We start from the raw sequence: 25,963 nt of genomic DNA on the forward strand, positions 1-25,963 counted from the left end.
AGGAGAGCCATCGTGCCTCGTACCGTCAGGGACGTCGTCTTCGTCGACGGCGTCCGCACCCCGTTCGGCAAGGCGGGCCCGAAGGGCATCTACCACGAGACCCGTGCCGACGACCTCGTCGTGAAGGCGATCCGGGAGCTGCTGCGCCGCAACCCGGGTCTCGACCCGAAGAAGATCGACGAGGTCGCCATCGCCGCGACCACGCAGATCGGCGACCAGGGGCTCACCATCGGCCGTACGGCCGGGATCCTCGCCGGTCTCCCGCAGTCCGTGCCCGGTTACTCCATCGACCGCATGTGCGCGGGCGCGCTGACCGCCGTGACCACGGTCGCCGGTTCGGTCGCCTTCGGTGCCTACGACATCGCCATCGCCGGTGGTGTCGAGCACATGGGCCGCCACCCCATGGGCGAGGGCGTGGACCCGAACCCGCGGTTCGTGAGCGAGAAGCTGGTCGACGAGTCCGCCCTGTTCATGGGCATGACCGCCGAGAACCTGCACGACCGGTACCCGACGATCACCAAGCAGCGCGCCGACGAGTACGCCGTGCGCTCCCAGGAGAAGGCCGCCAAGGCCTACGCCAACGGCAAGATCCAGGCCGACCTCGTCCCGATCTCGGTGCGCCGCACCAACCCGGAGGCCGGTGAGACCGGCTGGGGCCTCGTGACCGCCGACGAGCCCATGCGTCCCGGCACCACCCTGGAGAACCTCTCCGGTCTGAAGACGCCGTTCCGTGTGCACGGCCGGGTCACCGCCGGTAACGCGGCCGGTCTGAACGACGGTGCCACCGCCTCCCTCATCGCCTCCGAGGACTTCGCCCGCGAGAACGACCTGCCGGTGAAGATGCGCCTGGTCGCCTACTCCTTCGCGGGTGTCGAGCCGGAGGTCATGGGCTACGGCCCGATCCCGGCCACGGAGAAGGCGCTCGCGCAGGCGGGTCTGTCGATCTCCGACATCGGTCTCTTCGAGATCAACGAGGCCTTCGCGGTCCAGGTCCTGGCCTTCCTGGAGCACTACGGCATCGCGGACGACGACGCGCGCGTCAACCAGTACGGCGGCGCCATCGCCTTCGGTCACCCGCTGGCCTCCTCGGGTGTGCGTCTGATGACGCAGCTGGCCCGTCAGTTCGAGGAGCAGCCCGAGGTCCGCTACGGCCTGACCACCATGTGCGTCGGCTTCGGCATGGGCGCGACGGTCATCTGGGAGAACCCGAACCACAAGGACGCCGGAGGCAGCAAGTGAGCACCACTGAGCTCTTGAAGGGTGCGGCCGAGCTGTTCCCGGACGAGGTCGTCACCCAGGCGCACGTACGCCACCTGGACCTGCCGTTCAACGCGGGGCGCTTCGCGCTCATCACGCTGGACAACGGCTTCGACCACACCAAGCCGACCACCTTCGGCCCGGCGTCGCTGGCGAACCTGAACACCGCCATCGACCAGGTGGAGAAGGAGGCGTCGGCCGGCGAGATCGTCGGTGTCGGCATCACCGGCAAGCCGTTCATCTTCGCCGTCGGCGCCGACCTCAAGGGCGTCGAGCTCCTCAAGGAGCACAAGGACGCGCTGGCCATCGGCAAGGGCGGCCACGAGGTCTTCAAGCGCCTCGCGGGCATCGCGGTGCCGACCTTCGCGTACTACAACGGCGCGGCCATGGGCGGTGGCGTCGAGGTCGGTCTGCACTGCACTTACCGCACGGTCTCCGCGGCCCTGCCCGCCTTCTCGCTCCCCGAGGTCTTCCTCGGTCTGGTCCCCGGCTGGGGCGGCTGCACTCTGCTGCCGAACCTGATCGGCGCCGAGAAGGCCGTCTCGGTCATCATCGAGAACAGCCTCAACCAGAACAAGCAGCTCAAGGGCGCCCAGGTCTACGAGCTGGGCATCGCCGACGCGCTGTTCGAGGGCGCGGACTTCCTGGAGCAGTCCCTGCTGTGGACGGCGTCCGTCCTCAAGGGCGAGATCGTCGTCGAGCGTCCGGCGATCGACCGCGGTGAGGCCTGGGACCAGGCCGTCGCCAAGGGCCGCTTCGTCGCGGACTCCAAGGTGCACGGGGCCGCTCCGGCCGCCTACCGCGCCCTGGACATCATCGAGGCCGCCAAGAACGGCGACCTCCAGCAGGGCTACGACGCCGAGGACCAGGCCCTCGCCGACCTGATCATGGGTGGCGAACTGCGCTCCGGCATCTACGCGTTCAACCTGGTGCAGAAGCGCGGCAAGCGTCCCGCGGGCGCCCCGGACAAGAACCTGGCCCGCCCGGTCACCAAGGTCGGTGTCGTCGGCGCCGGTCTGATGGCCTCCCAGCTCGCGCTGCTCTTCCTGCGCCGCCTGGAGGTGCCGGTCGTGCTGACCGACATCGACCAGGAGCGCGTCGACAAGGGTGTGGGCTACGTCCACGCCGAGATCGACAAGCTGCTCGGCAAGGGCCGTATCAACCAGGACAAGGCCAACCGCCTCAAGGCCCTGGTCACCGGTGTGCTGGACAAGGCGGAGGGCTTCTCCGACGCCGACTTCATCATCGAGGCCGTCTTCGAGGAGATCGGCGTCAAGCAGCAGGTGTTCGCGGAGGTCGAGGCGGTCGCCCCGGCGCACGCGATCCTCGCCACCAACACCTCCTCGCTGTCGGTCTCAGAGATGGCGTCGAAGCTGAAGAACCCCGAGCGGGTCGTCGGCTTCCACTTCTTCAACCCGGTCGCGATCCTCCCGCTCCTGGAGATCGTCCGCGGCGAGCAGACCGACGACGCCTCGCTGGCGACCGCCTTCGCGGTGGCCAAGAAGCTGAAGAAGACCGCGGTGCTGGTCAAGGACGCCCCGGCGTTCGTCGTGAACCGCATCCTCACCCGCTTCATGGGCGAGATCCAGAACGTCATCGACGAGGGCACCCCGGTGGCCGTGGCGGAGAAGGCGGTGGAGCCCCTGGGCCTGCCGATGTCCCCGCTCGTCCTCCTGGAGCTGGTCGGTCCCGCGATCGGTCTGCACGTCTCGGAGACCCTCAACCGGGCCTTCCCGGACCGCTTCACGGTCTCCCCGAACCTCGCGGCCGTCGTCAAGGCGGGCAAGCGCGGCTTCTACGTCTACGACAGCGGCAAGCCCGAGCTCGACCCCGAGGTCGCCGCGCTCCTCGAGCAGGGCGATGTCGTCCTGTCGGAGGAGCAGGTCCGCGAGCGCGTCCTTGACGCCGTCGCCCAGGAGATCGGGCTCATGCTCGACGAGGGTGTCGTCGCCGAGGCGCAGGACATCGACCTCTGCCTGATCACGGGCGCCGGCTGGCCCTTCCACCTGGGCGGCATCACGCCGTACCTGGACCGCGAGGGTGTCTCCGAGCGCGTGAACGGCAAGAAGTTCCTGGCTCCGGGCGTGGCGTCGGTCCCGGCGTGACACCCAGGCAGTGAAGAGGGCCTCCGCTGCGGCGGGGGCCCTCTGTCGTTCACCGGGGATCGGGACACGGTGCCTTACGGGCGCTCAGACCTCCTGCCAGGCCGCCAGGGCCAGTCCTGGCTCGTCCTTCTGCCGGGCGATCCTCAGCTCGCCGTCGGGGGTCACCGTCGCGGCGACCACACGGCCTTCCGCGTCCTCGGCGAGGGCCACGGCCGTGCCCACGGGCAGTTGCGGGCCGGACTCCGTCCACCACAGGCCCGCCGACTCCTGCTCGGCCGGACAGGCGGCGAAGGCGACCCGGCCGGACGCCGAACGCTGGGCGAGCACCGTGCAGTCGTAGCCGTCCAGCGTGCAGCGCAGCAGGGCCGCCGGGCCTGGTCCGGCCGCCGCGAGCAGCGGGGTGGGCTCGGTGCCCGCACGCCAGGAGCAGAGCATGCCTTCCGGGTCCGCGAAGAACAGCGTGGTGTGTTCCTTGGAGGTGGGCAGCGCGCTGAGCGTGCCCGGCTCCACGCGCGCCGGCAGCGGGTCGGCCGGGACGAGAGACGCGCCCGCCTCCTCCTGGCGCCAGCGCAGGATGCCGGCCGGGTTGCTGCCGTACAGCTCGATCCGGCCCGACTCCCCCGTCACGGCGGTCAGTTGCTCGTGCACGTCGGTGCCCTTGAGGTCGGCCCAGGCGTTCCAGCCGCCGCGCTCCTTCTGGATGAGGGCGCGCACGCCTTTCCCGCGGTCGCCGACGAAGACATGGGCCCGGCCCTCCGCGTCGACGGCCACGGCGGGCATGCCGGTGCGCGCGCCGGTCCTGTCGGGGTGGCCGACCGGGATCCAGTCGAGGGCGGCGAGGTGGACACGGAAGTGCGTGGAGTGGACCAGGCCCGCCTCCTCGGCCTTGGTGGGCCGCCAGGAGACGAGGTGTGCGTAGCCGTCGGGGCCGTGTCCCACGGCGAGCCCCGGATGCAGCCGCTGGTCGCCGCCGACCTTGCGCCAGGGCATCCAGGTGTCGCCCCCGGGGTGCCGCTCCGCCCTGCACCACACCGCGTCGCCACGGGTGGCGTAGACGCCGAGTCGGCCGTCGCGGGCGCGGATGAGCCAGTCGCCGTTCACTGTACGGACCATTGACACGGCTCCACTCTAATCAGACGGTCGACGCCCTCTTCGCCGGGGCCGGTCGTGGGACGGGGCGTGGGACGCGGGCGTGGGACGCTGGGGGCATGAGTGACGTGCTGCTGGTCGTCGTGGATGCCGCGAATGTCGTCGGGTCGGTGCCGGACGGGTGGTGGCGGGACCGGCGGGGGGCGGCGGAGCGGTTGCGGGACCGGCTGGCGGCGGACGGGGTGCCGGGGCGGGACGGGCCGGTGGAGATCGTGCTGGTGGTGGAGGGGGCGGCCCGGGGGGTGGAGTCGGTGCCGGGGGTTCGGGTGGAGTCGGCTCCCGGGAGCGGGGACGACCACATGGTCGAGTTGGTGGCCGGGGCGGGTGAGCGGCCGGTGCTGGTGGTGACGGCGGATCGTGAACTTCGGCGCAGGGTCGGGGAGTTGGGGGCGGAGGTGGCGGGGCCGCGGACGGTACGTCCCTGAGCGTCGTCGTTCGGCTGCGGGCCGGTGGGGGCCGTTCGCGCAGTTCCTCGCGCCCCTGAAAGCGGTGCTTCACTGCACCCACCCAGGGGCGCGGGGAACTGCGCGACCAGCCACAACGCACCCGCAGCCGACATACGACCGGTGCGAGCTACTCCGTCTCGGCCCGCTGGTTGAGCCGGCTGTGGGTGCGGCCGTAGAGGAAGTACACGAGGAACCCGATCACCATCCAGATCGCGAACCGCAGCCAGGTCTCGGCCGGCAGGTTGAGCATCAGCCAGAGGGAGGCCGCCACCGACAGGACCGGGATGACCGGCACCCAGGGGGTGCGGAAGGCGCGGGGCAGGTCGGGGCGGGACTTGCGCAGGAGGACCACGCCGATGGCGACCACCACGAACGCGAACAGGGTGCCGATGTTGACCAGTTCGGCGAGTTCGCTGAGCGGCGTGAAGCCGGCGACGATCGCGATGATCACGCCGAGCAGGATGGTCGGGCGGTGCGGGGTCCGGAACTTCGGGTGGACGTGGGAGAAGAACGTGGGCAGCAGTCCGTCGCGGCTCATCGCAAAGAAGACCCGGGTCTGGCCCAGCAGCAGGATCATGCAGACCGTCGTCAGGCCGACCGCGGCGCCGAAGCTGATGAAGCCCGCGAACCAGGGGTGGCCGGTGGCCTTGAAGGCGTCCGCGAGCGGGGCCGTGATGGACAGGTCGGTGTACTTCTGCATGCCGGTCACGACGATCGACACGGCCACATAGAGGGTCGTGCAGATGAGGAGGGAGCCGAGGATGCCGCGGGGCATGTCGCGCTGCGGGTTCCTGGTCTCCTCGGCGGCCGTGGCGACGACGTCGAAGCCGATGAAGGCGAAGAAGACGACGGAGGCGGCGGTGAAGATGCCCATCACGCCGAAGTTGGAGGGCGCCCAGCCGAACATCAGCTGGATCAGCGGCGACTGGAGACTGTCACCGGCCGGCACGTCCTGCGCCTTGGGAATGAACGGGTGGTAGTTGTCACCCTTGACGAAGAAGGCACCGGCGATGATCACGGTCAGCACGACCGTCACCTTGACGGCGACGACGATCGAGGTCACGCGCGCGGAGAGCTTGGTGCCGAGCACGAGGATGCCGGTGAGCACCAGGACCAGCGCGGCGGCGAGGATGTCGAAGCCGAAGCCGTGGGCCCCGTCGCGGCTGCCGAGCGCCGCCGGCAGATGCCAGCCCGCGTTGTCCAGCAGTGAGGCGATGTAGCCGGACCAGCCGACGGACACCACCGCCGTGCCCAGCGCGAACTCCAGGACCAGGTCCCAGCCGATGATCCAGGCGGGCAGTTCCCCGAGGGAGGCGTACGCGAAGGTGTACGCCGATCCGGCCACCGGGACGGTGGAGGCGAACTCGGCGTAGCAGAGCGCGGCGAGCGCGCAGACGACGCCGGCCACGACGAAGGCCAGGGCGACCGCCGGGCCTGCGTTGTTCTTGGCGACGGTGCCGGTGAGGACGAAGATGCCGGTGCCGATGATGACACCGACGCCGAAGACGGTCAGATCCAGCGCGGACAAGGACTTCTTGAGCGCGTGCTCTGGCTCCTCGGTATCGAGGATGGACTGCTCGACCTTCTTCGTCCGGAAGAGGGTGCTGCTCACGGGTACCTCCCACGCTGTGTCGTCCTCGACATGATCGAGAGGGGGCGTAGGTCGTATGCCCCGGCGCGGGCGGATTCACGCGAACGGGCCGGTCATACCACTGTCAAGAGTGGCGTGACCGGCCCGTACGGCCGAATCCCCGTCAGTCGCGGGCCGGCTCCACCTCGGCCGGGTCGCTGTCGTACCGGCCGTCCAGCTTGGAGACCAGGCCGGTGACCTGGCGGGCGATGTCGGGCGCGGTCAGCCCGATCTCCGCCATGATCTCGGCGCGGGAGGCGTGGTCGAGGAAGCGCGGCGGGATGCCGAAGTCACGCAGCGGGACGTCGACGCCGGCGTCCCGCAGGGCCTGTGCGATCGCCGAGCCGACACCGCCGACGCGGGAGTTGTCCTCGACGGTGACGACCACGCGGTGCCGCTCGGCGAGCGGGGCCATGGCCTCGTCGACGGGCTTGACCCAGCGCGGGTCGACGACGGTGGTGGAGATGCCCTGCTTGTCGAGCAGGCCGGCGATCTCCAGGCACATGGGGGCGAGGGCGCCGACGGAGACGAGGAGCACGTCGGGCGCGTCGGTCCCCGGCTCGCGCAGCACGTCCATGCCTCCGACCGTGCCCACGGCGGGTACGGCGGGACCGACCACGCCCTTGGAGTAGCGCAGCACGGTCGGCGCGTCGTCCACCTGGACGGCCTCCCGGAGCTGGGCGCGCAGCTGCTCCGCGTCGCGCGGGGCGGCGAGCCGGAGCGTGGGCACGACCTGGAGCATCGACATGTCCCACATGCCGTTGTGCGAGGCGCCGTCGTCGCCGGTGACACCGGCCCGGTCGAGCACGAAGGTCACGCCGCACTTGTGCAGGGCGACGTCCATGAGGACCTGGTCGAAGGCGCGGTTGAGGAAGGTGGCGTAGACGGCGAAGACGGGGTGCAGGCCCCCGGTAGCGAGGCCCGCCGCGGAGACGGCCGCGTGCTGCTCGGCGATGCCGACGTCGTAGATGCGGTCGGGGAAGGTGTCCGCGAACTTCTTCAGGCCGACCGGCTGGAGCATGGCCGCGGTGATGGCGACGATGTCCTCGCGCTCCCGGCCCAGCTCGACCATCTCGTCGCCGAAGACGGAGGTCCAGCTGGCGGCGGAGGTCTTGACGGGCAGGCCGGTGTCGGGGTGGATGGGGCCGATGCCGTGGAAGCGGTCGGCCTCGTCCTGCTCGGCGGGCTTGTAGCCGCGGCCCTTCTCGGTGAGGCAGTGCACGATCACCGGGCCGCCGAAGCGCTTGGCGCGGGCCAGCGCCGACTCCAGCGCCTCGATGTCGTGGCCGTCGATGGGGCCGACGTACTTCAGGCCGAGGTCCTCGAACATGCCCTGGGGCGCGATGAAGTCCTTGAGGCCCTTCTTGGCGCCGTGCAGGGTCTCGTAGAGCGGCCGGCCGACGACCGGAGTGCGCTCCAGGAGGTCCTTGCCGCGGGCCAGGAAGCGCTCGTAGCCGTCGGTGGTGCGCAGGGTCGCCAGGTGGTTCGCGAGACCGCCGATGGTCGGCGCGTAGGAGCGCTCGTTGTCGTTGACGACGATGACCAGCGGGCGGTCCTTGGCGTCGGCGATGTTGTTCAGCGCCTCCCAGGCCATACCGCCGGTCAGGGCGCCGTCGCCGATGACGGCGACGACGTGGTCGTCGCGTTTGAGCACCTGGTTGGCCTTGGCGAGGCCGTCGGCCCAGCCGAGGACCGTCGAGGCGTGGCTGTTCTCGATGACGTCGTGCTCGGACTCGGCGCGCGAGGGGTAGCCGGACAGGCCGCCCTTGGAGCGCAGCTTCGAGAAGTCGTGACGCCCGGTGAGGAGCTTGTGCACATAGGACTGGTGGCCGGTGTCGAAGAGCACCCGGTCTTTGGGCGAGTCGAAGACCCGGTGCAGCGCGATGGTCAGCTCGACCACACCGAGGTTGGGGCCGAGGTGGCCGCCGGTCTTGGAGACAGCGCCGACGAGGAAGCTCCTGATCTCCTCCGCCAGCTGGTCCAGCTCCTCAAGGCTGAGCCGGTCCAGATCACGCGGTCCCCTGATTCGGGTCAGCAGCGGCACCCGTGCCTCCTTGCATTAGAGCTGATCGAGCCTTGCCGGGTGTGTCGAGTCTAGTGTTCTACGAGAACAATCTTGCCCGGCACCTTGTGGGTACCGGGCAAGATGATGAGCCTGACGGGGTTCTCCCCAGCGGTGTTATCCGCGACCGGCGGCCTTCTGAGACCTTCGCGACACCGAGTCGATGACGACCGCGCCCAGCAGAACACCACCGGTGATCATGTACTGGATCGACTGGTTCATGTTCAGCAGGTCCAGACCTGTCTGGATGGACTGGATCACCAGCATGCCGAGCAGCGCCGACCACACCGAGCCGCGTCCGCCGAAGAGGCTGGTGCCGCCGATGACCGCCGCCGCGATGGCGAGCATGAGGACGTTGCCGGTACCGGCGCTGAGCGTGGCGCTCGCGGTCTGGCCGGCGAAGAACATGCCGCCGATCGCCGCGAAGCCGCCGGAGATGGCGAACACGGTGATCCGGACCACCGGCACGTTGATGCCCGCGCGGCGGGCCGCCTCGATGCTGCCGCCCAGCGCGAAGACCTTGCGGCCGAAGGTCGTACGGCGCAGCACGAAGTCGACGATCACCAGCGCGGCGAGGAAGATCACCAGCGCGTTGGAGACACCGGCCGCGTTGTTGAGCACGGCGGCGGTGAGGAAGGAGGCGACGGCCAGGGCGCCCACGCGCACCAGGATCTCGCTGGTGGGCCGGAAGGGCACGCCCGCGGCCTTGCGGCGACGCTGCTCGTTGAAGTTGCCGACGAGGCTGAGCACGACACCGAGGCCGGCCAGCAGGTAGGCGCCGATGATGGCCTGGTCCATGAAGAAGGAGTTCTGGCCGAGCAGGTGGATCGGGCCCGAGTCGGAGGGGATGTTGATGGTGCCGCTGGAGCCCAGCAGCCACAGCATCAGGCCGTTCCAGCCGAGCAGACCGGCGAGGGTCACGACGAAGGCGGGGACACCGATCTTCGCGAAGAACCAGCCGTGCAGCGCGCCGGCGGCGATGCCGGTGACGATGGCCAGGGCCAGCGCGAGCCAGGTGTTCATGCCGTGGTTGACCACGAACACGGCGAAGAGCGTGGAGGCCAGGCCGCTGACGGAACCCACCGACAGGTCGATCTCGCCGAGCAGCAGCACGAACACCAGGCCGATGGCGATCATGCCGGTGGCCGAGAGGTAGTAGCTGATGTTGGAGAGGTTGTCGGCGCTCAGGAAGCGGTCGTTCTGGAGCTGGAAGATCGTCCAGATGATGATCAGACCGATCACCACCGGCAGCGAGCCCAGCTCACCGCCCTTGACCTTGCGCGTGAACTCGGTCCAGTAGCCCTTGAAGCCCTCTTCGCGGACCAGCAGCCGGGGGTCGACGACGGCGACCGGCGCGGCGGTGGGGTCGTCGGCGGGGGCGACGGTGGCCTGGTCGCCCGTCGTGGCGTCCTTCTTGGAAACCTTGGATGTGTCGCTCACTTCGCGGCCTCCGTGCTGCGACGCCCCGCGCGACGGGTCACGGCGTTGTCCGTGGCGCCCGTGATCGCGGAGATGATCTCTTCCTGACTGGTGTCCTTCACCGAGAAGGAGCCGTTGTTCCTGCCCAGGCGCAGCACGGCGACGGTGTCGGCGACGGCCTTCACGTCGGCCATGTTGTGGCTGATGAGGATGACAGCGAGGTTGCGCTCGCGCAGCCGCTCGACCAGGTCGAGGACCTGCGCGGTCTGCTCGACACCGAGGGCGGCGGTGGGCTCGTCCAGGATCACGACCTTGGGGTCGCCGACCAGGGCACGCGCGATGGCCACGACCTGGCGCTGGCCACCGGACAGGCTCGCGATCGGGATGCGCACACTCGGGATGCGGATGGACAGCGTGCTCAGCAGCTCGCGGGCCTTCTGCTCCATCGTGACCTCGTCGATGACGCCGCGGTGCAGCAGCTCACGTCCGAGGAAGAGGTTGCCGACCACATCGAGGTTGTCGCACAGGGCGAGGTCCTGGTAGACCGTCGCGACGCCGAGTCCCTGGGCGTCGTGCGGCTTGTTGATGCTGACCGGGTTGCCGTCCCACTCGATGACACCCTCATCGATGGGGTGGACACCGGCGATCGTCTTGACCAGCGTGGACTTTCCGGCGCCGTTGTCGCCGACGAGGGCGACCACTTCTCCGGCGTGGACCTCCAGTTCGACATCGGTGAGGGCCTGCACCGCACCGAATCGCTTGGAGACTCCGCGCAACGCCAGCACGGGCGTAGCGGACACGTTAACCATCTCCTTCGCCGCCTGACCGGCGGGGATGCCGCGCTTGGGGTAAGGCGCGGAGGGGTTGTGCTCGGGACACTCAGGCTCGTAGCACTCGACTGACGAGTTGTGTCGTGAGCACGGATTTACTAGTCGAACATGCGCGCGGCCGATGCCCCTTGGCAACGGCTGCGTCCGCCATGCTTCCGTCCGGCGCCCGCCCCGCAGCGGGGTATGAAGGCGGTGCGGGCGCCGGACAGGCTTGGTGCCGGCCTCGGGGCGGGTCCGTGGAAGAACGCGCCCCGGGCTCAGCGGGCCTTACTGAAGGCCGGCCTTCTTGCACGCGGCGGCGTAGTCCGCGGTGCAGATGTCGGTGACCTTGTACAGGCCGTCCTTGACGACCGTGTCCTTGATGTTCTTGACGGTCACCGAGACCGGGGTCAGCAGCTTCGCCTGGACCTTGTCGCCGGAACCGCTGGTGACCTGGGTGTCGGCGAGGGACTTGATGTCCTTGCCCTGGAGCAGGTTGACCGCGAGCTCGGCGGCGGTGTCGGCCTCCGGCTTGTAGGCCTTGTAGACCGTGGAGGACTGGGTGCCGGCGACGATCCGCTGGATGGCCGCGAGCTCGGCGTCCTGACCGGTCAGCGGGATGCCGCTGATGCCCGCACCCTTGAGGGTGTTGGCGATACCACCGGCCATGCCGTCGTTGGCGGCGTAGACGCCCGCGATCTTCTTGGCGCCCAGCTGGGTGATGGCCGCGGACATCTTCTGCGCGGCGACGGTGTCCTTCCACAGGCCGGACTGCTCGTAGGCGATCTTGACCTTGCCGTCGAGGACCTTGTGCGCGCCTTCCTTGAACTGGCCGGCGTTCGGGTCGGCGTCGTCACCGTTGATCATGACGACGTTCGACTTCGGGGTCGCCTTGGAGCCGAGGGCGTCGAGCAGGGCCTGACCCTGGAGCTCGCCGACCTTGACGTTGTCGAAGGAGACGTACGCGGAGACCGGGCCCTGGGCCAGACGGTCGTACGCGACGACCTTGACGCCCTTGTTCACCGCGGAGGCGATGGAGGACTTGATGGCGGCGGAGTCCTGCGCCGAGACCACGATCACCTTGACGCCCTTGGTGACCATGCTGCTCATCTGCTGGGCCTGCTTGGCCGGGTCGGCCGCGGCGTTGGCGTAGGAGACGGTGCAGTCGCTGCACAGCTCCTTGACCTTGGCCTCGAAGTACGGCTTGTCGAACTTCTCGTACCGCGCGGTGACGTTGTCGGGCAGGAGCAGGCCGATCGACTTGCCGCCGGAGCCGGAGCTGCTGCTGTCGCTGCCGCTGTTGTCGTCGCCGGCCTTGCCGCAGGCGGCGACCGAGACGGCGAGCGCCGAAATCGCTACGGACACGGCGGCACGACGCATGAGCGTGTTCACTTGAGAAACCTCCCTGACGAGGCCGCGTCGTTGCGGCCGAGGTGGCTGGAAGTCAACTCGGCCACACGTGCGACGTCAAGAAGTAAATACTTAACGAGATGGCAACGGCGTCCTGCGTTCTCTAAGTGAAGGCAGGTGCCGCTGCATGCAGCGTGCTGTCCAAAAGGGTCGAATCACCCATCTCGCTGAGTGCGAGGGCGAGTGCTCCGAGCACCTCCGCGCGTCCTCCAAGTGCCCCTGGAAGCACGGACAGTTGACGTGCCGCACTGGGGATCGCATAGCGGCCGACGGACTCCCTTATCGGCCCGAGCACCAGCTCACCGGCCTCGGCGAGATCACCGCCCAGGACCACTCGGCTCGGGTTCAGCAAGTTGCAGAGATTGGCGACTCCACTGCCGATGTGTCGGCCGACGTCGGCGATCACCCGACGGCAGCCAGGGTCTCCGTCCCGTGCGAGTCGAACAACGCCTTCCATGGTGAGATCGGTGCCGTGACTGGACTGGAGCAGCGGCAGCACATAGCGCGCGGCCGCGAAGGTCTCCAGGCAGCCACGGTTGCCGCAGCGGCAGACGGGACCGGACTCATCAAGAGTAATATGCCCGATTTCTCCCGCTGTGCCACCCGGACCGCGGTAGATCTTGCCGCTGATCACCAGCCCGGCGCCCACACCGCTGGCGACCTTGATGTACGCCAGGTCCCGCACCCCGCGACCGCTGCCCCAGACCAGCTCGCCCAGGGCGCCGAGGTTGGCGTCGTTGTCCACGTGCACGGGCACACCCAGGCGGCCCTGGAGCTCCTCGGCGGGCTTGGTGCCGATCCAGCCCGGCAGGATGGCGGAGGAGCCCAGGGAGCCGTTCTCCACATCGATGGGCCCGGGTACGCCGAGGCCCACCCCGGCGATCTTCGAGCGGTCCACGCCGGTCGCCTCGATCAGCCGGTTGACCAGCTGTTCCGCCCGGTCGAAGCCCTGCGTGGAGGAGGCGTCCACGTCCAGCGGTTCGGACTCCTCGGCGAGCACCTGGTGGGCGAGGTTCCCGACCGCGACGCGCAAATGGGTGTGCCCGAAGTCCACCCCTATGACGATGCCGGCGTCTCCGCTCAGCGAGACCGCGCGGGCCCGCCGGCCCCCGGCCGAGGTGGGGGTGACCTCGACGGTTCCGCCGTCCTTGAGCTCACGGACGATGTTGGAGACGGTCGCGGCGGACAGTCCCGTGGTCCGTGCGATCTCCGCCTGCGTGAGCGACCCGGCCAGCCGGACGGCTCGGACGACCCGTTCCAGGTTGGCCCGATGCAGTGACGACTGCGACCCCGGAGTCTCCACGACGACCTCCTGCGCGCGGGACCGCACCAATGAGGCCCCGTCTATGTCCAACTAGTGAACTCTAAGCTGAGCCGTTCGGGTCGCCTCCCGTCAAGAGGTTGAACACTATCCGCGCTCTTGCCCATGCCGAAGGGGCGCCGCCCGCTCAAGATCCGGATCTTGAAGGGGTGACGCCCGCGCGGGCGGCCCGAGATCTACTTCAGGGCGCCCGCCGTCAGCCCGGCCACCACCTGTCGCTGGAAGACGATGTAGGCCGCGAGGACCGGGATCATCGCCATGACCAGGCCCGCGAACAGGCCCGACCAGTCGCCCTTGTAGCCCTGGCTGGCCGCGAGCTGCACCAGCCCCTGGGTCAGCACCCGCTTGTCCGGGTCGGTGTTCAGCACCGTGGGCAGCATGTACTGGTTCCACTGGCCCAGGAAGTTGAAGATCCCCACGCTGATCAGGCCGGGCTTGGCCATCGGCAGCATGATCTGGAAGAAGGTCCTGGAGTGCGAGGCCCCGTCCACGAAGGCCGCCTCCGCCACCGAGGTCGGCAGCGTGCGGAAGAACGCGGTCAGGAAGAACACCGTGAACGGCAGCGAGTAGGCGATGTAGACGAGGATCAGGCCGTGGATGGTGTTGAGCAGGCCCATGTTGTTCACGACGTAGAACAACGGGACCAGCGCCAGCATGATCGGGAAGCTCATGCCGCCGATGAACAGGAAGTAGATGAACCGGTTGCCCGGGAAGTCGAACCGGGCCAGCACGTACGCCGCCATGGAGCCGAGGACCAGGGTGCCGATGAGCGAACCCGCCACCACCAGAATGGTGTTGAGGAAGTAGTCGCTCATGTTGGCGTCGGTCCAGGCCCGCGCCCAGTTGTCGAAGTGCAGCTTGTCGGGCAGCGCCCAGGGCGAGTTGAAGATGGAGCTGTCGTCCTTGAAGGACGTCATCACCGCCCACAGCAGCGGCATCACCACCATGAACGCCCAGAGGACCAGGACGCCGTGCGAGAAGACGTTGAGGACGCCGCCCTCCTTCTTCTCCTTCCGGGGCGGCCGGTCATGGGTGTCGACCTTGGCGACGGGAGCACCGGACTCGGCCGGTACGGGGGTTTCGGTCGTCTTCATCTGATCAGTACTCCAGCCGCTCGCGCCGGCCCAGCCGCATCACCAGGGCGGCGAACGCCAGCGTGACGACGAGCAGGGCGACGCCGATGGTGGTGGCATAGGCGGCCTGCCCGTCACGGAACGCCTTCTGGTACACGTACAGGACCATGACGGTGGTCGAGTAGTCGGGGCCGCCGGGCCCGGTCGTCATGATCTGTACGACCGCGAACGACTCGGCGCCGAGGGCCAGGATGCCCATGTAGACCCACCCGGACTGCACGGTGTCCCACAGCAGCGGCAGGGTTATCCGGAAGAACGTGCTGGCCCGCCCCGCCCCGTCGAGCAGCGCGGCCTCGTACAGGTCCGCCGGGATGGAGGCCATACCGGCGCTGAACAGGACCACGAAGAAGCCGACCGTGGACCACACGAGGACCGCCATCACGGCCCACAGGGCGAGGCTCGGGTCGCCCAGCCACAGGGGCTGGACGCTGCCGAGGCCGATTCCGCGCAGGATCGAGTTGATGGCACCGCTGTCCGGGTTGTACGCGAAGGCGAACAGCAGGGCGACGATCGCGATCGAGAGGACCTGCGGGAAGAAATACACGATCTTGTAGAAGGAGGAGCCCCGGACGCCGGTGACGACCGGCCCTCCCCTTCTCTTCCGTCCGCCGACATTGATCATGAAGGAGAAGAACAGCGCCAGGCTGATCGTCACCAGCGGCAGCACGAGCGCGAAGATCAAGCTGTGCTGCAGGGACTTCCAGAAGATCTCGTCGTCCAGCATCCTCCGGTAGTTGTCCAGCCCGACCATCTTGAATTCGGGGCTCAGGCCGGTCCAGTCCGTGAACGAGTAGTAGATGGACTGGATGAACGGCCAGACCACGAATAGCGCGTACAGTCCCAGGGGCAGCGCCAGAAACCCCACGATGAACCGGTACTTGCCGTGCTGCATCGCTGCTCCGTCGCCGTTACTGGTGCTTGTAGTGCTTGATCGACGAGTCCTTCGCGGCCGCGTCGGCGAAGCCCTGGATCTTCTTGATCGCCTCCGCCGGGGTGAGCCGCCCGGCCATCATCTCGCCGAGGCCCGCCACCCCGATCTGCTCCTTCTGGAGCTGGACGTACCAGTCCTGAAGACGCGGGTTCACCACGTTGTCGCCGGCCAGCTTCAGCGCCGCCACACCGGACTTGAGGCCCGGGGTGAGGGTGATGCCCTCGGTGCCGCCGTTGTAGGCGGTCAGCGACTTCACCTTGGACGTGAAGTTCTTCGAGGACGCCTCGCTGAGCATGATGCGCAGCTGCTCCATGCCGCCCGCGGTGTTCTTCGCCTTGGCCGGGACGATGAAGGGCTCACCGCCGGAGGCCCAGATGGTGCCGAAGGGCATCTTGTCGGAGGAGTCGATTCCGGTGGGCGCGGAGACGGCGAGGTCGAAGTCGGCCGGGATGACGTTCGCCGACTCGTTCTCCACCCAGGAGCCGTTCGGGATGAACAGTGCCTTGCCCTGGGCCCAGGCGGTCTGCGACTGGATGTGGTCGAGGCCGGGGGTGCCCTTGAGGACGTAGCCCTTCTTGTAGAGCTCGTAGTAGGCCTCGAAACACGCCTTGACCGCCGGGTTCTTCCAGGCGTTCGGCTCCAGGTTGTCGATCGCGTCGAGGACCTCGCGGCCGCCGACCTTGCCGATCATCGGGTACAGCGAGAAGGGGATGTAGTACGGGTACTTGCCCGCGTACGTCCAGCCCGCCATGCCCTTCTTCTTGGCCTTCTCGCACACGGCGAGCATCTCGTCCCAGGTCTTCGGGTACTCCGCGTCGAGGGAGTCGAGGGCCTTCTGGGAGTACCAGACGCCGTAGACCGTGTACGCGTAGTACATGATCCACACCGGGTCGCCGTCGAACTGGCCCATCTCGACGATGCCGGGGCGCAGGGTGTCGCGGACCTTCTTGTTCGGGTCGTCGTAGGACGGGGCGTCCAGGAGCGGGGTGAGGTCGGCGAGCTGGTTCTTGCCGACCAGGACGCCCATGTCCATCTGCTCGGCGCCGGAGTTGTCGATGAGGTCCGGCGGGGTGCCCTGGTTGAAGCGGGGCTGGAGCGTGGACTGGATCTTCTGGGTGGCGGAGAACTTCACCGTGGCCTTGGGGAAGTTCTTCTCGTAGATCTTCACGGCGTCCTCGGCGTACTCCTTGCCGAAACCGCCGTCGAACAGGACGAATTCCATCTGCGCGGTGTCGTTGACCGCGAGGGGGTTCTTCGCGGTCTTCTTGCCGGCCTTGGCCTTGTCGCCGCTGTCATCACCGCCGCTGCTGGCGCACGCGGACAGAAAACTCATCGTCGGGACGGAGATCAGTCCGAGCGCGGCCGACCGCTTGATCAGATCGCGGCGGCCTACACCCGCGCTGCCGTTGGTGCTGTTCTCGGCGGAAGTGGATCCCATGCTCAAGTCCTCGCCTTCTCCAGGACTCAGGCGGTGAACCGGATCCTCCCCGGCACCGCGGTCAGGTCAAGCAGGTTCGTGCAAGAGGTTCGTGTAGAGGTTCACGCAAGAGGGGTGAATCGCCGACAGGTATAGTCCACTTCCGGTCGGCGGAGCAAGATCGAATGCAAGGTTGGCCATGGGTGTTTTCGAGTTGAGACCTCGCGGAAATATGCGCGGCCTGTGCGAAGCTTGCCGGAAAAATCCGCGACATAGGCCCCGAATGCCGTAGCCAACACCCTTGACACCACTGACCACTTGGACCCCTACTGATCCTTGCACGGATTGTGTGACAACGTTGTCCATCCTTGTGCAGGGAGGGTACTCGCCGATGGATCGGTACAGAACTCGACTCAGACGGAGTACGGCGGCCGTGATCACGGCCGCCTTTTGCGTGACCGTGGGCTCGCAGGGCGCGGCGGTCGCCCTGCCCGAGGCCGCCGCCCGGGCCGAGCGAGGGTTCGCCTCCTCCTTCGAGGCGGGTGATCCCGCACCCGACTGGATCAACAGCGTCGACGGCGGCCGGGCGTCCGGTGTCGACGGCGGCTACAGCACCGGCATCCCGGGCAACATCACCGACCATGTCACGGACGTCCGGGCGAGCGCGGAGAACACCGGCGGCGGCGAGGTGAAGGAGAACCTCGTCGACGGCGAGTCCGGCACCAAGTGGCTGGCCTTCCAGTCCACCGGCTGGGCCGAGTTCGACCTGGACAAGCCGGCCAAGGTGGTCACCTACGCGCTGACCTCGGCCAACGACTTCGCCGAGCGCGACCCCAAGGACTGGACGCTCCAGGGCTCGACGGACGGCAAGGACTGGAAGACCCTCGACACCCGCTCCGGCGAGTCGTTCGACGAACGGTTCCGGACAAAGTCGTACGACATCGCGGATCCGGCCGAATACCAGCACTTCCGGCTGGACATCACGGAGAACAACGGCGCGTCCGGCATCCTCCAGCTGGCCGACGTGCAGTTCTCCACGGGCGGGAGCGACGGGCCGGTGCCGCAGGACATGCTCTCGCTGGTCGACCGCGGGCCGAGCGGATCGCCCACCGCGAAGGCGGGCGCCGGATTCACCGGAAAGAGAGCGCTGCGCTACGCCGGTCGGCACACCGCCGGCGGGCGGGCCTACTCGTACAACAAGGTCTTCGACGTGAACGTGCGGGTCGATCCGCTGACCCGGCTGTCGTACCGGATCTTCCCGTCGATGGCGGACGGCGACCGGGACTACGACGCGACCAATGTCTCCGTGGACCTGGCTTTCACCGACGGCACCTTTCTGAGCGGCCTCGGGGCGCGCGACCAGCACGGATTCCCGCTCTCGCCGCAGGGACAGGGCGCCGCGAAGGCGCTCTACGTCAACCAGTGGAACAACGTGGTCTCGCGGATCGGCTCGGTCGCGGCCGGGAGGACCGTCGACCGGATCCTCGTCGGGTACGACTCCCCGAGCGGGCCCGCGAAGTTCCGGGGCTGGCTGGACGACGTGACGCTGGAGCGGGCCGCGCCCGAGAAACCGAAGGCGCATCTGTCGGACTACGCGCTCACCACCCGCGGCACCAACTCCAGCGGTGGCTTCTCCCGGGGCAACAACTTCCCGGCGGCGGCCGTGCCGCACGGCTTCAACTTCTGGACGCCGGTGACCAACGCGTCCTCGCTGAGCTGGCTCTACGACTACGCACGTGCGAACAACGACGACAACCTGCCGACGATCCAGGCGTTCAGCGCGAGCCACGAGCCGAGCCCGTGGATGGGTGACCGGCAGACCTTCCAGGTGATGCCGTCGGCGGCCTCCGGCACCCCGGACACCGGCCGGGAGGCACGGGAGCTGGCCTTCCGGCACGAGAACGAGACCGCGCGGCCGTACTACTACGGGGTGCGGTTCGAGAACGGGCTGAAGGCGGAGATGGCCCCGACCGACCACGCGGCGGCCCTGCGCTTCACCTATCCGGGCGACGACGCGAGCGTGCTCTTCGACAACGTGACGGACCAGGCGGGGCTGACGCTCGACAAGGAGAGCGGGACCTTCACCGGCTACTCGGACGTGAAGTCCGGGCTGTCGACGGGGGCGACCCGGCTGTTCGTGTACGGGGTCTTCGACCGGCCCGTGCAGGAGGGCACGTCGAGCGGCGTCAAGGGGTACCTGCGCTTCGACGCCGGGTCCGACCGGACCGTCACGCTGCGGCTCGCCACCTCGCTGATCAGTCTCGACCAGGCCAGGGACAACCTGCGCCAGGAGATCCCTGACGGCACCTCCTTCGAGAGGGTCCGGGACCGGGCCCAGCGGCAGTGGGACCGGCTGCTCGGCAAGGTCGAGGTGGAGGGCGCCACGCAGGATCAGCTGACCACCCTGTACTCCAGCCTGTACCGGCTGTACCTGTACCCCAACTCCGGTTTCGAGAAGGTCGGTTCGACGTACCAGTACGCGTCCCCGTTCTCCCCGATGCCGTCTCCCGACACCCCGACGCACACCGGGGCGAAGATCGTGGACGGCAAGGTGTACGTCAACAACGGCTTCTGGGACACCTATCGGACCACCTGGCCGGCGTACTCCCTGCTGACGCCCTCTCAGGCGGGCGAGATGGTCGACGGGTTCGTCCAGCAGTACAAGGACGGCGGCTGGACCTCGCGCTGGTCCTCCCCCGGGTACGCGGACCTGATGACCGGCACCTCCTCCGACGTCGCGTTCGCGGACGCGTACGTCAAGGGTGTCGACTTCGACGCGAAGTCGGCGTACGACGCGGCCCTGAAGAACGCCACGGTCGTGCCCCCGTCCTCCGGTGTGGGCCGCAAGGGCATGGCGACCTCGCCCTTCCTCGGCTACACCGGCACCGACACCCACGAGGGCCTGTCCTGGGCGCTGGAGGGCTACCTCAACGACTACGGCATCGCCCGCATGGGACAGGCGCTGTACGCGCGGACCGGTGAGAAGCGCTACCAGGAGGAGTCGGAGTACTTCCTCAACCGGGCCCAGGACTACGTGAACCTCTTCGACAAGAAGGCGGGCTTCTTCCAGGGCCGGGACGCGGACGGCAAGTGGCGAGTGGAGTCGACGGGTTACGACCCGCGGGTGTGGGGCTACGACTACACCGAGACCAACGGCTGGGGGTACGCCTTCACCGCTCCGCAGGACAGCCGGGGCCTCGCCAACCTGTACGGGGGCCGCTCCGGGCTCGCCGACAAACTGGACCAGTACTTCGCGACGCCCGAGACGGCATCGCCGGACTTCGTCGGCTCCTACGGCGGTGTCATCCACGAGATGACGGAGGCGCGGGACGTCCGGATGGGCATGTACGGGCACTCCAACCAGGTCGCCCACCATGTCACCTACATGTACGACGCGGCCGGTCAGCCCTGGAAGACGCAGCGGAACGTCCGGGAGGTGCTGTCGCGGCTGTACGTCGGCAGCGAGATCGGTCAGGGCTACCACGGTGACGAGGACAACGGCGAGCAGTCGGCCTGGTTCCTGTTCTCGGCGCTGGGCTTCTACCCCCTGGTGATGGGCAGCGGCGAATACGCCGTCGGCTCACCGCTGTTCACCAAGGCCACGGTCCATCTGGAGAACGGCCGGGACCTGGTGGTCAGAGCGCCGGAGAACAGCGCGCGGAACGTGTACGTGCAGGGCCTGCGGGTCAACGGCCGGCCGTGGACGTCGACTTCGCTCCCCCACTCGGTCCTGTCCAGGGGTGCCGTCCTGGACTTCGACATGGGTCCACGGCCGTCCAAGTGGGGCACGGGGAAGCACGCGGCTCCGGTGTCCATCACCCAGGACGACGAGGTGCCGACACCGCGTGCGGACGTGCTCGCCGGGGAAGGGGCGCTGTTCGACAACAGCTCGGCGACCGACGCGCCCGTGACCTCGGTGGATCTTCCGGTGTCCGGTTCGGTCAAGGGCGTCCAGTACACGGTGACTTCCGCCGCGGACCGCACGAAGGCGCCGAGTGGCTGGACGCTCCAGGGTTCGGACGACGGGGCCACGTGGAAGACCCTCGACCAGCGGTCCGGTGAGTCCTTCGCATGGGACCGGCAGACACGGGCGTTCTCCGTGAGGTCTGCGGGTACGTACGGGAAGTACCGACTCGTGTTCGACGGCGAGGCGGTGGTCTCGGAAGTCGAACTGCTCGCCTGAGCAGCAGAGTTGGGGGTCACATGCAGGGTGTCGATCCGGCCTGGCTGCCGGACGGGGCGTTCCGGCCGATCGGCACCCGGCGGACCCTGATCCGCGGCTCGGGTCCGCTGGTGGACACGGTCCACGGGGAGGTGGCGGCGGCCTGCGACCGTTTCGGAGGCACCGTCTCGCGTGAACCAGGGTCGTACGACCTGGTGTTGGAGCTGGCCGGTGACGACGGCTCCGAGGGATTCGAGTACGGACGCCGGGACGGGTGCACGACCGTCACGGCGTCCGGCGCGCGGGGGCTCCTGTACGGGCTGTTCCACGTCGTACGGCTCGGGGAGTCGGCCTTTCACGGAGACACTCAACCTGCCACGCATGAACCTGCGTCGGGGCTTCGCATGCTCGACCACTGGGACAACGTGGCCGTGCACCCGGTGATGGGCCAGGTGGAGCGCGGGTACGCCGGAGGATCGCTGTTCTGGGAGGACGGGCGGGCACGCGGGCAGGTGGAGCGGGTACGGCAGTACGGCAGGCTGCTCGCGGCCTGCGGGATCAACGCCGTGGCCGTGAACAACGTCAACGTGCACGCGGCCGAGGCTCGGCTGCTCACCGACCGGGTCGGTGAAGTGGCGGACATCGCGGGTGCGTTGCGGCCGTACGGCATCCGCACCCATCTGTCGGTCACCTTCGCCGCGCCGATGGTGCTGGGCGGGCTGCCGACCGCGGATCCGCTGGAGGAGTCGGTGCGGTCGTGGTGGGCCGAGGCCACCGCGCGCGTGTACGCGGTGATCCCGGACTTCGGCGGGTTCGTGGTGAAGGCCGACTCCGAGGGACAGCCCGGGCCGTTCGCGTACGGGCGCACGCATGCCGACGGTGCCAACATGCTGGCCGCCGCGCTGGAGCCGTACGGCGGTACGGTCCACTGGCGGGCCTTCGTCTACGACCACCGTCAGGACTGGCGGGACCGCTCGACCGACCGGGCGCGGGCCGCGTACGACCATTTCGTGCCGCTGGACGGGGAGTTCGCCGACAACGCCGTCCTCCAGGTCAAGCACGGGCCGATGGACTTCCAGGTGCGGGAGCCGGTCTCCCCGCTGATCGGGGCGATGCCCGGTACCCGGCTGGCGGTGGAGTTCCAGGCGACGCAGGAGTACACCGGGCAGCAACGGCACGTGTGCTGGCTGGGGCCGATGTGGAGCGAGGTGCTGCGGTTCGGTATCGACGGGGAGTCCACCGTCGGCGGGTCGGCGCGCGGTGGGCTGGTCGCCGTGTCCAACGTCGGGGACGACCCGTTCTGGACAGGGCATCCGCTGGCCCAGGCGAACCTGTACACGTTCGGGCGGCTGGCCTGGGAGCCGGGCGCCGACCCGCATCGGGTCCTCGACGAGTGGATCGGGCTCACCTTCGGGACCGCGCCCGGCCTCAGGGCGGGCCTGCGCTCGGTGCTGGACGGTTCGTGGCGGACGTACGAGAAGTACACCGCTCCCCTCGGCGTGGGGTTCATGGTCCAGCCGGGGCACCACTACGGGCCGAGCGTCGACGGCTACGAGTACAGCCCGTGGGGGACCTACCACTTCGCCGACCGCGAGGGCATCGGCGTCGACCGGAGTGTGGCGAGCGGGACCGGATACGCGGGGCAGTACGCCAAGCCGTGGGCCGAGGTGTACGAGTCCGTGGAGAGCTGCCCGGACGAGCTGCTGCTGTTCTTCCACCACGTGTCGTACGGACACATGCTGCACAGCGGCAAGACGGTGATCCAGCACATCTACGACACGCACTTCGAGGGCGTGGAGGAGGTGGAGGCTGCCCAGGACGTCTGGGCCTCGCTGGTCGACCTCGTGGACCCGGCGCGCCACGCGCGGGGGGCGGAGCGGTTCGAGGAGCAGCTGCGCAGCGCCCGCGAGTGGCGCGATCAGATCAACAGCTACTTCTTCCGGAAGTCGGGGGTGCCGGACGAGCGGGGGCGGACGATCTACTGAAGCCGCAGGACCGCCACGCCTCGCGGGTCGAGGGCGAAGGGGGCGCCGGCCTCTGCCCGCTTGCCGGTGAGCAGGTCGGTGGCGGTGGTGTGCGCCCTCAACTCGACTGTCGAGTCGGTGTGGTTCAGGACGAAGAGCAGACGGGTGCCGTCGGGGGCGACCCGGGTGGCCGTCTCCAGTCCCTCGTGGCCGGCGTACGGGCCGATGAGGTCGTGGCGGGCCAGGACGCGGCGGACGATCCGGTCGACGCCCGGCTGGTCGAGGGCGGTGGCGACGTACCAGCCCTCGCCCTGCCCGTAGGCGTTGCGGGTCACGGCGGGGGTCCCGGCGTAGAAGTCCGTGCCGTAGGTGGCGATCGTCTCGGCGCCCCGGAGCCGCACGATCTCGAAGACGAGCCGTCCCGACGAGGTGAGTTCGGGGACCGGCTGGGTGAACTCCGGTGGGCGCGCGTCCCATTCGTCGATCCTGATGCCCATGAGAGGCGCGAGGGGGCCGGGCACGTCGGTGAGGAAGGCGCGGTCGTGCTCGTCGACGCGGCCGGAGAGGAAGGTGGTGAGGACCGTGCCGCCGCGTTCCGCCACCGCTTCGAGGCGGGCCGCGAGGTCGCCCTTGACCATGTGCAGGGCGGGGGCGAGGACCACGTCGTACGGGGTGAGGTCGGCGGTGTGCGGCACGACGTCCACGTCGGCGCCCGCCTCACGGGCGGCCCGGTAATAGGCGTGGACCACCTCCTGGTACTTGACCAGCCGGGATGGGCCGTCGGAGATCTCCAGGGCCCACCAGCTGTCCCAGTCGAAGACCAGGGCGGTGCGGGCGGGGGTGCGGGCGCCGAGGGACGCGTCGCCGAGCAGCGCCAACTCCTCGCCCAGCGCGGCCACTTCCAGAAAGACGCGGGTGTCGTCGCGACCCGCGTGGCCGATGACCGCCCCGTGGTACTTCTCGCAGGCTCCCCGGGAGGCGCGCAGCTGGAAGTAGAGGGCCGCGTCGGCGCCGTGGGCGATCGCCTGGAAGGTGGCGAGGCGCAACTCGCCCGGTCTGCGAAGGGGGTTGACGTCACGGCAGGCCGTGGTGGACGGGGTCTGCTCCATGAGCCAGAAGGGGGCGCCGTCCTTGAGGCCGCGCATCAGGTCGTGGGCGAGGGCGGGCCAGGTCGGCGGGGCGTCGAGGGGCGGGTAGTTGTCCCAGGACGCGAAGTCGAGGTGGGGTGCCCAGCGGTGGTAGTCGAGGGGGCGAAACATGCCCATGAAGTTGGTCGTGACAGGGGTGACCGGATCATGGGCGCGGATCACCTCCTTCTCGGCGAGGAAGCAGCCGAGCAGCGCGTCGGTGGTGAAGCGGAAGTAGTCGAGCGTCAAGCCCTGGAAGGCGGTGTGGTCGGGGCCCCGCCAGTGCTCGGTGAGGGCGTTGGGCGGCTCGATCTGGGCGAAGTCGGTGTAGCGGTGCGACCAGAACGTCGTCCACCAGGCGTCGTTGAGGGCGTCGAGTGCTCCCTCGTACTTGTCGCGCAGCCAGTCCCGGAACGCCTCGGCGCACAGCTCGCAGTAACAGACGCCGCCGTACTCGTTGTTGATGTGCCAGGCGAGCAACGCCGGGTGGTCCGCGTACCGTTCGGCGAGCCGGGCCGCCATCGCCGTGGCCGGCCTGCGGTACGCCGGTGAGCTGGGGCAGAAGTTGTGGCGCTGGCCGTAGCGGTGCCGTCGGCCCTCGAAGTCGGTGCGGTTGACCTCGGGATACCTGTGCGCGAGCCAGGGCGGCAGGGCGGCCGTGCCGGTGGCCAGACAGACCCGTCGGCCCTCGGCCGCCGCCCGGTCGAGGATGCGGTCGAGGACCGTGAAGTCGTAGGTGTCCTCGGCGGGTTGGGTGAGCGACCAGGAGAAGACGCCCACCGTGAGCGTGTCGATGCCGGCCCGGGTGAACAGCCGGTGGTCCGCGTCCCAGACCTCCTGGGGCCACTGCTCGGGGTTGTAGTCGCCGCCGTACGGGATCCCGGAGCTCGACGGGCTCATACGGTGAAGTCCTTCTGGGTCTCGGCGATCACCGGGCGGCTGCTGTGCAGCAGGGACAGCAGCAGTGGGGCCGCCAGCAGGGCGGGCAGGGCCTCGGTCAGTACGGCGGTCCCGGCGGCGGTCAGGACGAGCAGCGAGGCGGCGCCGAGGGTGGCGCCGGCGTGCCGGAACAGGAAGTAGCCGGCGAGGCGGGCGGTGTCGCGGGTCCGGAACGCGAACAGGGCGGTGAGCACGAGCGCGTGCGCGCCCCAGAGCAGCGAACCGGCGCCGATCGCCGCGAGCAGCACCGCCCACCAGGCGGGCAGCCCGGTGGCGGTGAAGTGGGTGAGCGTGAAGGCGATCACCGCGAGCCAGACCAGCAGCGGGGCCCACAGCCTGAGCGACGGCAGCGCGTTGAGCCGCCAGCCGCGCCAGTACGTCCGGGCCGGGTGCAGGTCGGTGAGGTCGTGGTCGCGGTGATGGAGGGCGTACAGGGCGGCGGCCGTCGCCGGGCCGAGGGGCAGCAGGCATACGGCGGCGAGGGGGAGGTTGGCGGGGGCGGGGCCCAGCAGGAGCAGCCCCGCCAGGCCCGGGGAGGCGGCGAGGAGGAGCAGGGCCTCGACGGTGACGAGGGTGTGGATGAGGGCTGCGGCGCGGGAGAGAGATCCGGTGCCGAAGGAGGCAGGGGTGGGCCGGGGGGCGCGGGCGGCTGCCCCCGGCGCTCGACTGTCCCGGCTCACTC

General features: G+C 69.1%; 17 protein-coding genes. 5 read left to right on the forward strand and 12 right to left on the reverse strand.

Going from position 1 to position 25,963, the window contains the following annotated elements; genetic code table 11:
* Positions 1–12: 12 nt before the first annotated feature.
* Positions 13–1,239: an acetyl-CoA C-acyltransferase gene (locus ACFYZ8_RS23245; RefSeq protein ID WP_359028926.1), complete on the forward strand. Its 1,227-nt coding sequence runs from the start codon at positions 13–15 to the stop codon at positions 1,237–1,239.
* A complete protein-coding gene (locus tag ACFYZ8_RS23250) occupies positions 1,236–3,362 on the forward strand; it encodes a 3-hydroxyacyl-CoA dehydrogenase NAD-binding domain-containing protein (RefSeq protein WP_388537176.1) in 2,127 nt (708 codons plus the stop codon). Before ACFYZ8_RS23245 ends, ACFYZ8_RS23250 begins: the two co-directional genes overlap by 4 nt.
* Positions 3,363–3,446: 84 nt before the next feature.
* Here the strand turns inward: ACFYZ8_RS23250 and ACFYZ8_RS23255 are convergent, their stop codons facing one another.
* The gene (locus ACFYZ8_RS23255) at positions 3,447–4,475 is read right to left on the reverse strand and encodes a hypothetical protein (RefSeq protein ID WP_388537178.1); all 1,029 of its coding nucleotides are present in this window, start codon (positions 4,473–4,475) and stop codon (positions 3,447–3,449) included.
* 95 nt (positions 4,476–4,570) lie between these two features.
* Here ACFYZ8_RS23255 and ACFYZ8_RS23260 point away from each other — a divergent pair, with 95 nt between their 5' ends.
* Positions 4,571–4,936, forward strand: coding sequence for an NTP pyrophosphohydrolase (locus tag ACFYZ8_RS23260; protein ID WP_356014181.1), 366 nt, complete (start codon positions 4,571–4,573; stop codon positions 4,934–4,936).
* A gap of 148 nt (positions 4,937–5,084) precedes the next feature.
* Here ACFYZ8_RS23260 and ACFYZ8_RS23265 read toward each other — a convergent pair whose 3' ends face one another.
* The 9 genes from ACFYZ8_RS23265 to ngcE all read right to left on the reverse strand — a co-directional run bounded on the left by ACFYZ8_RS23265 (position 5,085) and on the right by ngcE (position 17,110).
* Positions 5,085–6,569 (reverse strand): amino acid permease, encoded by a 1,485-nt coding sequence (locus ACFYZ8_RS23265; protein ID WP_388537180.1) that lies wholly within the window; start codon positions 6,567–6,569, stop codon positions 5,085–5,087.
* A gap of 142 nt (positions 6,570–6,711) precedes the next feature.
* Entirely contained in the window at positions 6,712–8,631 is a 1,920-nt protein-coding gene (gene dxs, locus ACFYZ8_RS23270) for a 1-deoxy-D-xylulose-5-phosphate synthase (RefSeq protein WP_388537182.1), read from the reverse strand.
* 135 nt (positions 8,632–8,766) lie between these two features.
* Positions 8,767–10,089: a sugar ABC transporter permease gene (locus tag ACFYZ8_RS23275; RefSeq protein ID WP_359028931.1), complete on the reverse strand. Its 1,323-nt coding sequence runs from the start codon at positions 10,087–10,089 to the stop codon at positions 8,767–8,769.
* Positions 10,086–10,877, reverse strand: coding sequence for an ATP-binding cassette domain-containing protein (locus ACFYZ8_RS23280; protein WP_359028932.1), 792 nt, complete (start codon positions 10,875–10,877; stop codon positions 10,086–10,088). The genes ACFYZ8_RS23275 and ACFYZ8_RS23280 overlap by 4 nt, the downstream gene beginning before the upstream one ends.
* Before the next feature lie 288 nt (positions 10,878–11,165).
* A complete protein-coding gene (locus ACFYZ8_RS23285) occupies positions 11,166–12,257 on the reverse strand; it encodes a substrate-binding domain-containing protein (protein WP_359029000.1) in 1,092 nt (363 codons plus the stop codon).
* Positions 12,258–12,390: 133 nt separating this feature from the next.
* Positions 12,391–13,590 carry an ROK family protein gene (locus tag ACFYZ8_RS23290; RefSeq protein WP_388537363.1) on the reverse strand — a complete coding sequence of 400 codons (1,200 nt, stop codon included), beginning with the start codon at positions 13,588–13,590 and terminating at the stop codon, positions 12,391–12,393.
* A gap of 194 nt (positions 13,591–13,784) precedes the next feature.
* Complete coding sequence (locus ACFYZ8_RS23295; protein WP_359028934.1) at positions 13,785–14,702, reverse strand: carbohydrate ABC transporter permease; 918 nt, start codon at positions 14,700–14,702, stop codon at positions 13,785–13,787.
* A gap of 4 nt (positions 14,703–14,706) precedes the next feature.
* Positions 14,707–15,633 carry a carbohydrate ABC transporter permease gene (locus tag ACFYZ8_RS23300; protein ID WP_306975203.1) on the reverse strand — a complete coding sequence of 309 codons (927 nt, stop codon included), beginning with the start codon at positions 15,631–15,633 and terminating at the stop codon, positions 14,707–14,709.
* Positions 15,634–15,649: 16 nt separating this feature from the next.
* The gene (gene ngcE / locus ACFYZ8_RS23305) at positions 15,650–17,110 is read right to left on the reverse strand and encodes an N-acetylglucosamine/diacetylchitobiose ABC transporter substrate-binding protein (protein ID WP_359028935.1); all 1,461 of its coding nucleotides are present in this window, start codon (positions 17,108–17,110) and stop codon (positions 15,650–15,652) included.
* 370 nt (positions 17,111–17,480) lie between these two features.
* Here ngcE and ACFYZ8_RS23310 point away from each other — a divergent pair, with 370 nt between their 5' ends.
* Together ACFYZ8_RS23310 and ACFYZ8_RS23315 are read left to right on the forward strand one after the other, a co-directional pair.
* Positions 17,481–21,272 (forward strand): GH92 family glycosyl hydrolase, encoded by a 3,792-nt coding sequence (locus tag ACFYZ8_RS23310; protein WP_388537185.1) that lies wholly within the window; start codon positions 17,481–17,483, stop codon positions 21,270–21,272.
* A 20-nt stretch (positions 21,273–21,292) separates the two neighbouring features.
* Complete coding sequence (locus ACFYZ8_RS23315) at positions 21,293–23,236, forward strand: alpha-glucuronidase (RefSeq protein WP_388537187.1); 1,944 nt, start codon at positions 21,293–21,295, stop codon at positions 23,234–23,236.
* On the opposite strand, the gene ACFYZ8_RS23320 is transcribed toward ACFYZ8_RS23315, so the two are convergent.
* Both ACFYZ8_RS23320 and ACFYZ8_RS23325 read right to left on the reverse strand, forming a co-directional pair.
* Positions 23,230–25,242, reverse strand: coding sequence for a beta-galactosidase (locus tag ACFYZ8_RS23320; RefSeq protein ID WP_388537189.1), 2,013 nt, complete (start codon positions 25,240–25,242; stop codon positions 23,230–23,232). The two genes, ACFYZ8_RS23315 and ACFYZ8_RS23320, sit on opposite strands and share 7 nt — an antisense overlap.
* Positions 25,239–25,961 (reverse strand): hypothetical protein, encoded by a 723-nt coding sequence (locus ACFYZ8_RS23325; protein ID WP_388537365.1) that lies wholly within the window; start codon positions 25,959–25,961, stop codon positions 25,239–25,241. Before ACFYZ8_RS23325 ends, ACFYZ8_RS23320 begins: the two co-directional genes overlap by 4 nt.
* Between the last annotated feature and the right edge of the window lie 2 nt (positions 25,962–25,963).

Source organism: Streptomyces sp. NPDC001668 (assembly GCF_042893155.1).
GTDB lineage: Bacteria > Actinomycetota > Actinomycetes > Streptomycetales > Streptomycetaceae > Streptomyces.

Coding starts and splice junctions, on each gene's coding strand:
- ACFYZ8_RS23255 (WP_388537178.1), bottom strand. CDS start 4,475: ATGGTCCGTACAGTGAACGGCGACTGGCTCATCCGCGCCCGCGACGGC.
- ACFYZ8_RS23260 (WP_356014181.1), top strand. CDS start 4,571: ATGAGTGACGTGCTGCTGGTCGTCGTGGATGCCGCGAATGTCGTCGGG.
- ACFYZ8_RS23280 (WP_359028932.1), bottom strand. CDS start 10,877: ATGGTTAACGTGTCCGCTACGCCCGTGCTGGCGTTGCGCGGAGTCTCC.
- ACFYZ8_RS23285 (WP_359029000.1), bottom strand. CDS start 12,257: ATGCGTCGTGCCGCCGTGTCCGTAGCGATTTCGGCGCTCGCCGTCTCG.
- ACFYZ8_RS23295 (WP_359028934.1), bottom strand. CDS start 14,702: ATGAAGACGACCGAAACCCCCGTACCGGCCGAGTCCGGTGCTCCCGTC.
- ACFYZ8_RS23300 (WP_306975203.1), bottom strand. CDS start 15,633: ATGCAGCACGGCAAGTACCGGTTCATCGTGGGGTTTCTGGCGCTGCCC.
- ngcE (WP_359028935.1), bottom strand. CDS start 17,110: ATGGGATCCACTTCCGCCGAGAACAGCACCAACGGCAGCGCGGGTGTA.
- ACFYZ8_RS23310 (WP_388537185.1), top strand. CDS start 17,481: ATGGATCGGTACAGAACTCGACTCAGACGGAGTACGGCGGCCGTGATC.
- ACFYZ8_RS23315 (WP_388537187.1), top strand. CDS start 21,293: ATGCAGGGTGTCGATCCGGCCTGGCTGCCGGACGGGGCGTTCCGGCCG.
- ACFYZ8_RS23320 (WP_388537189.1), bottom strand. CDS start 25,242: ATGAGCCCGTCGAGCTCCGGGATCCCGTACGGCGGCGACTACAACCCC.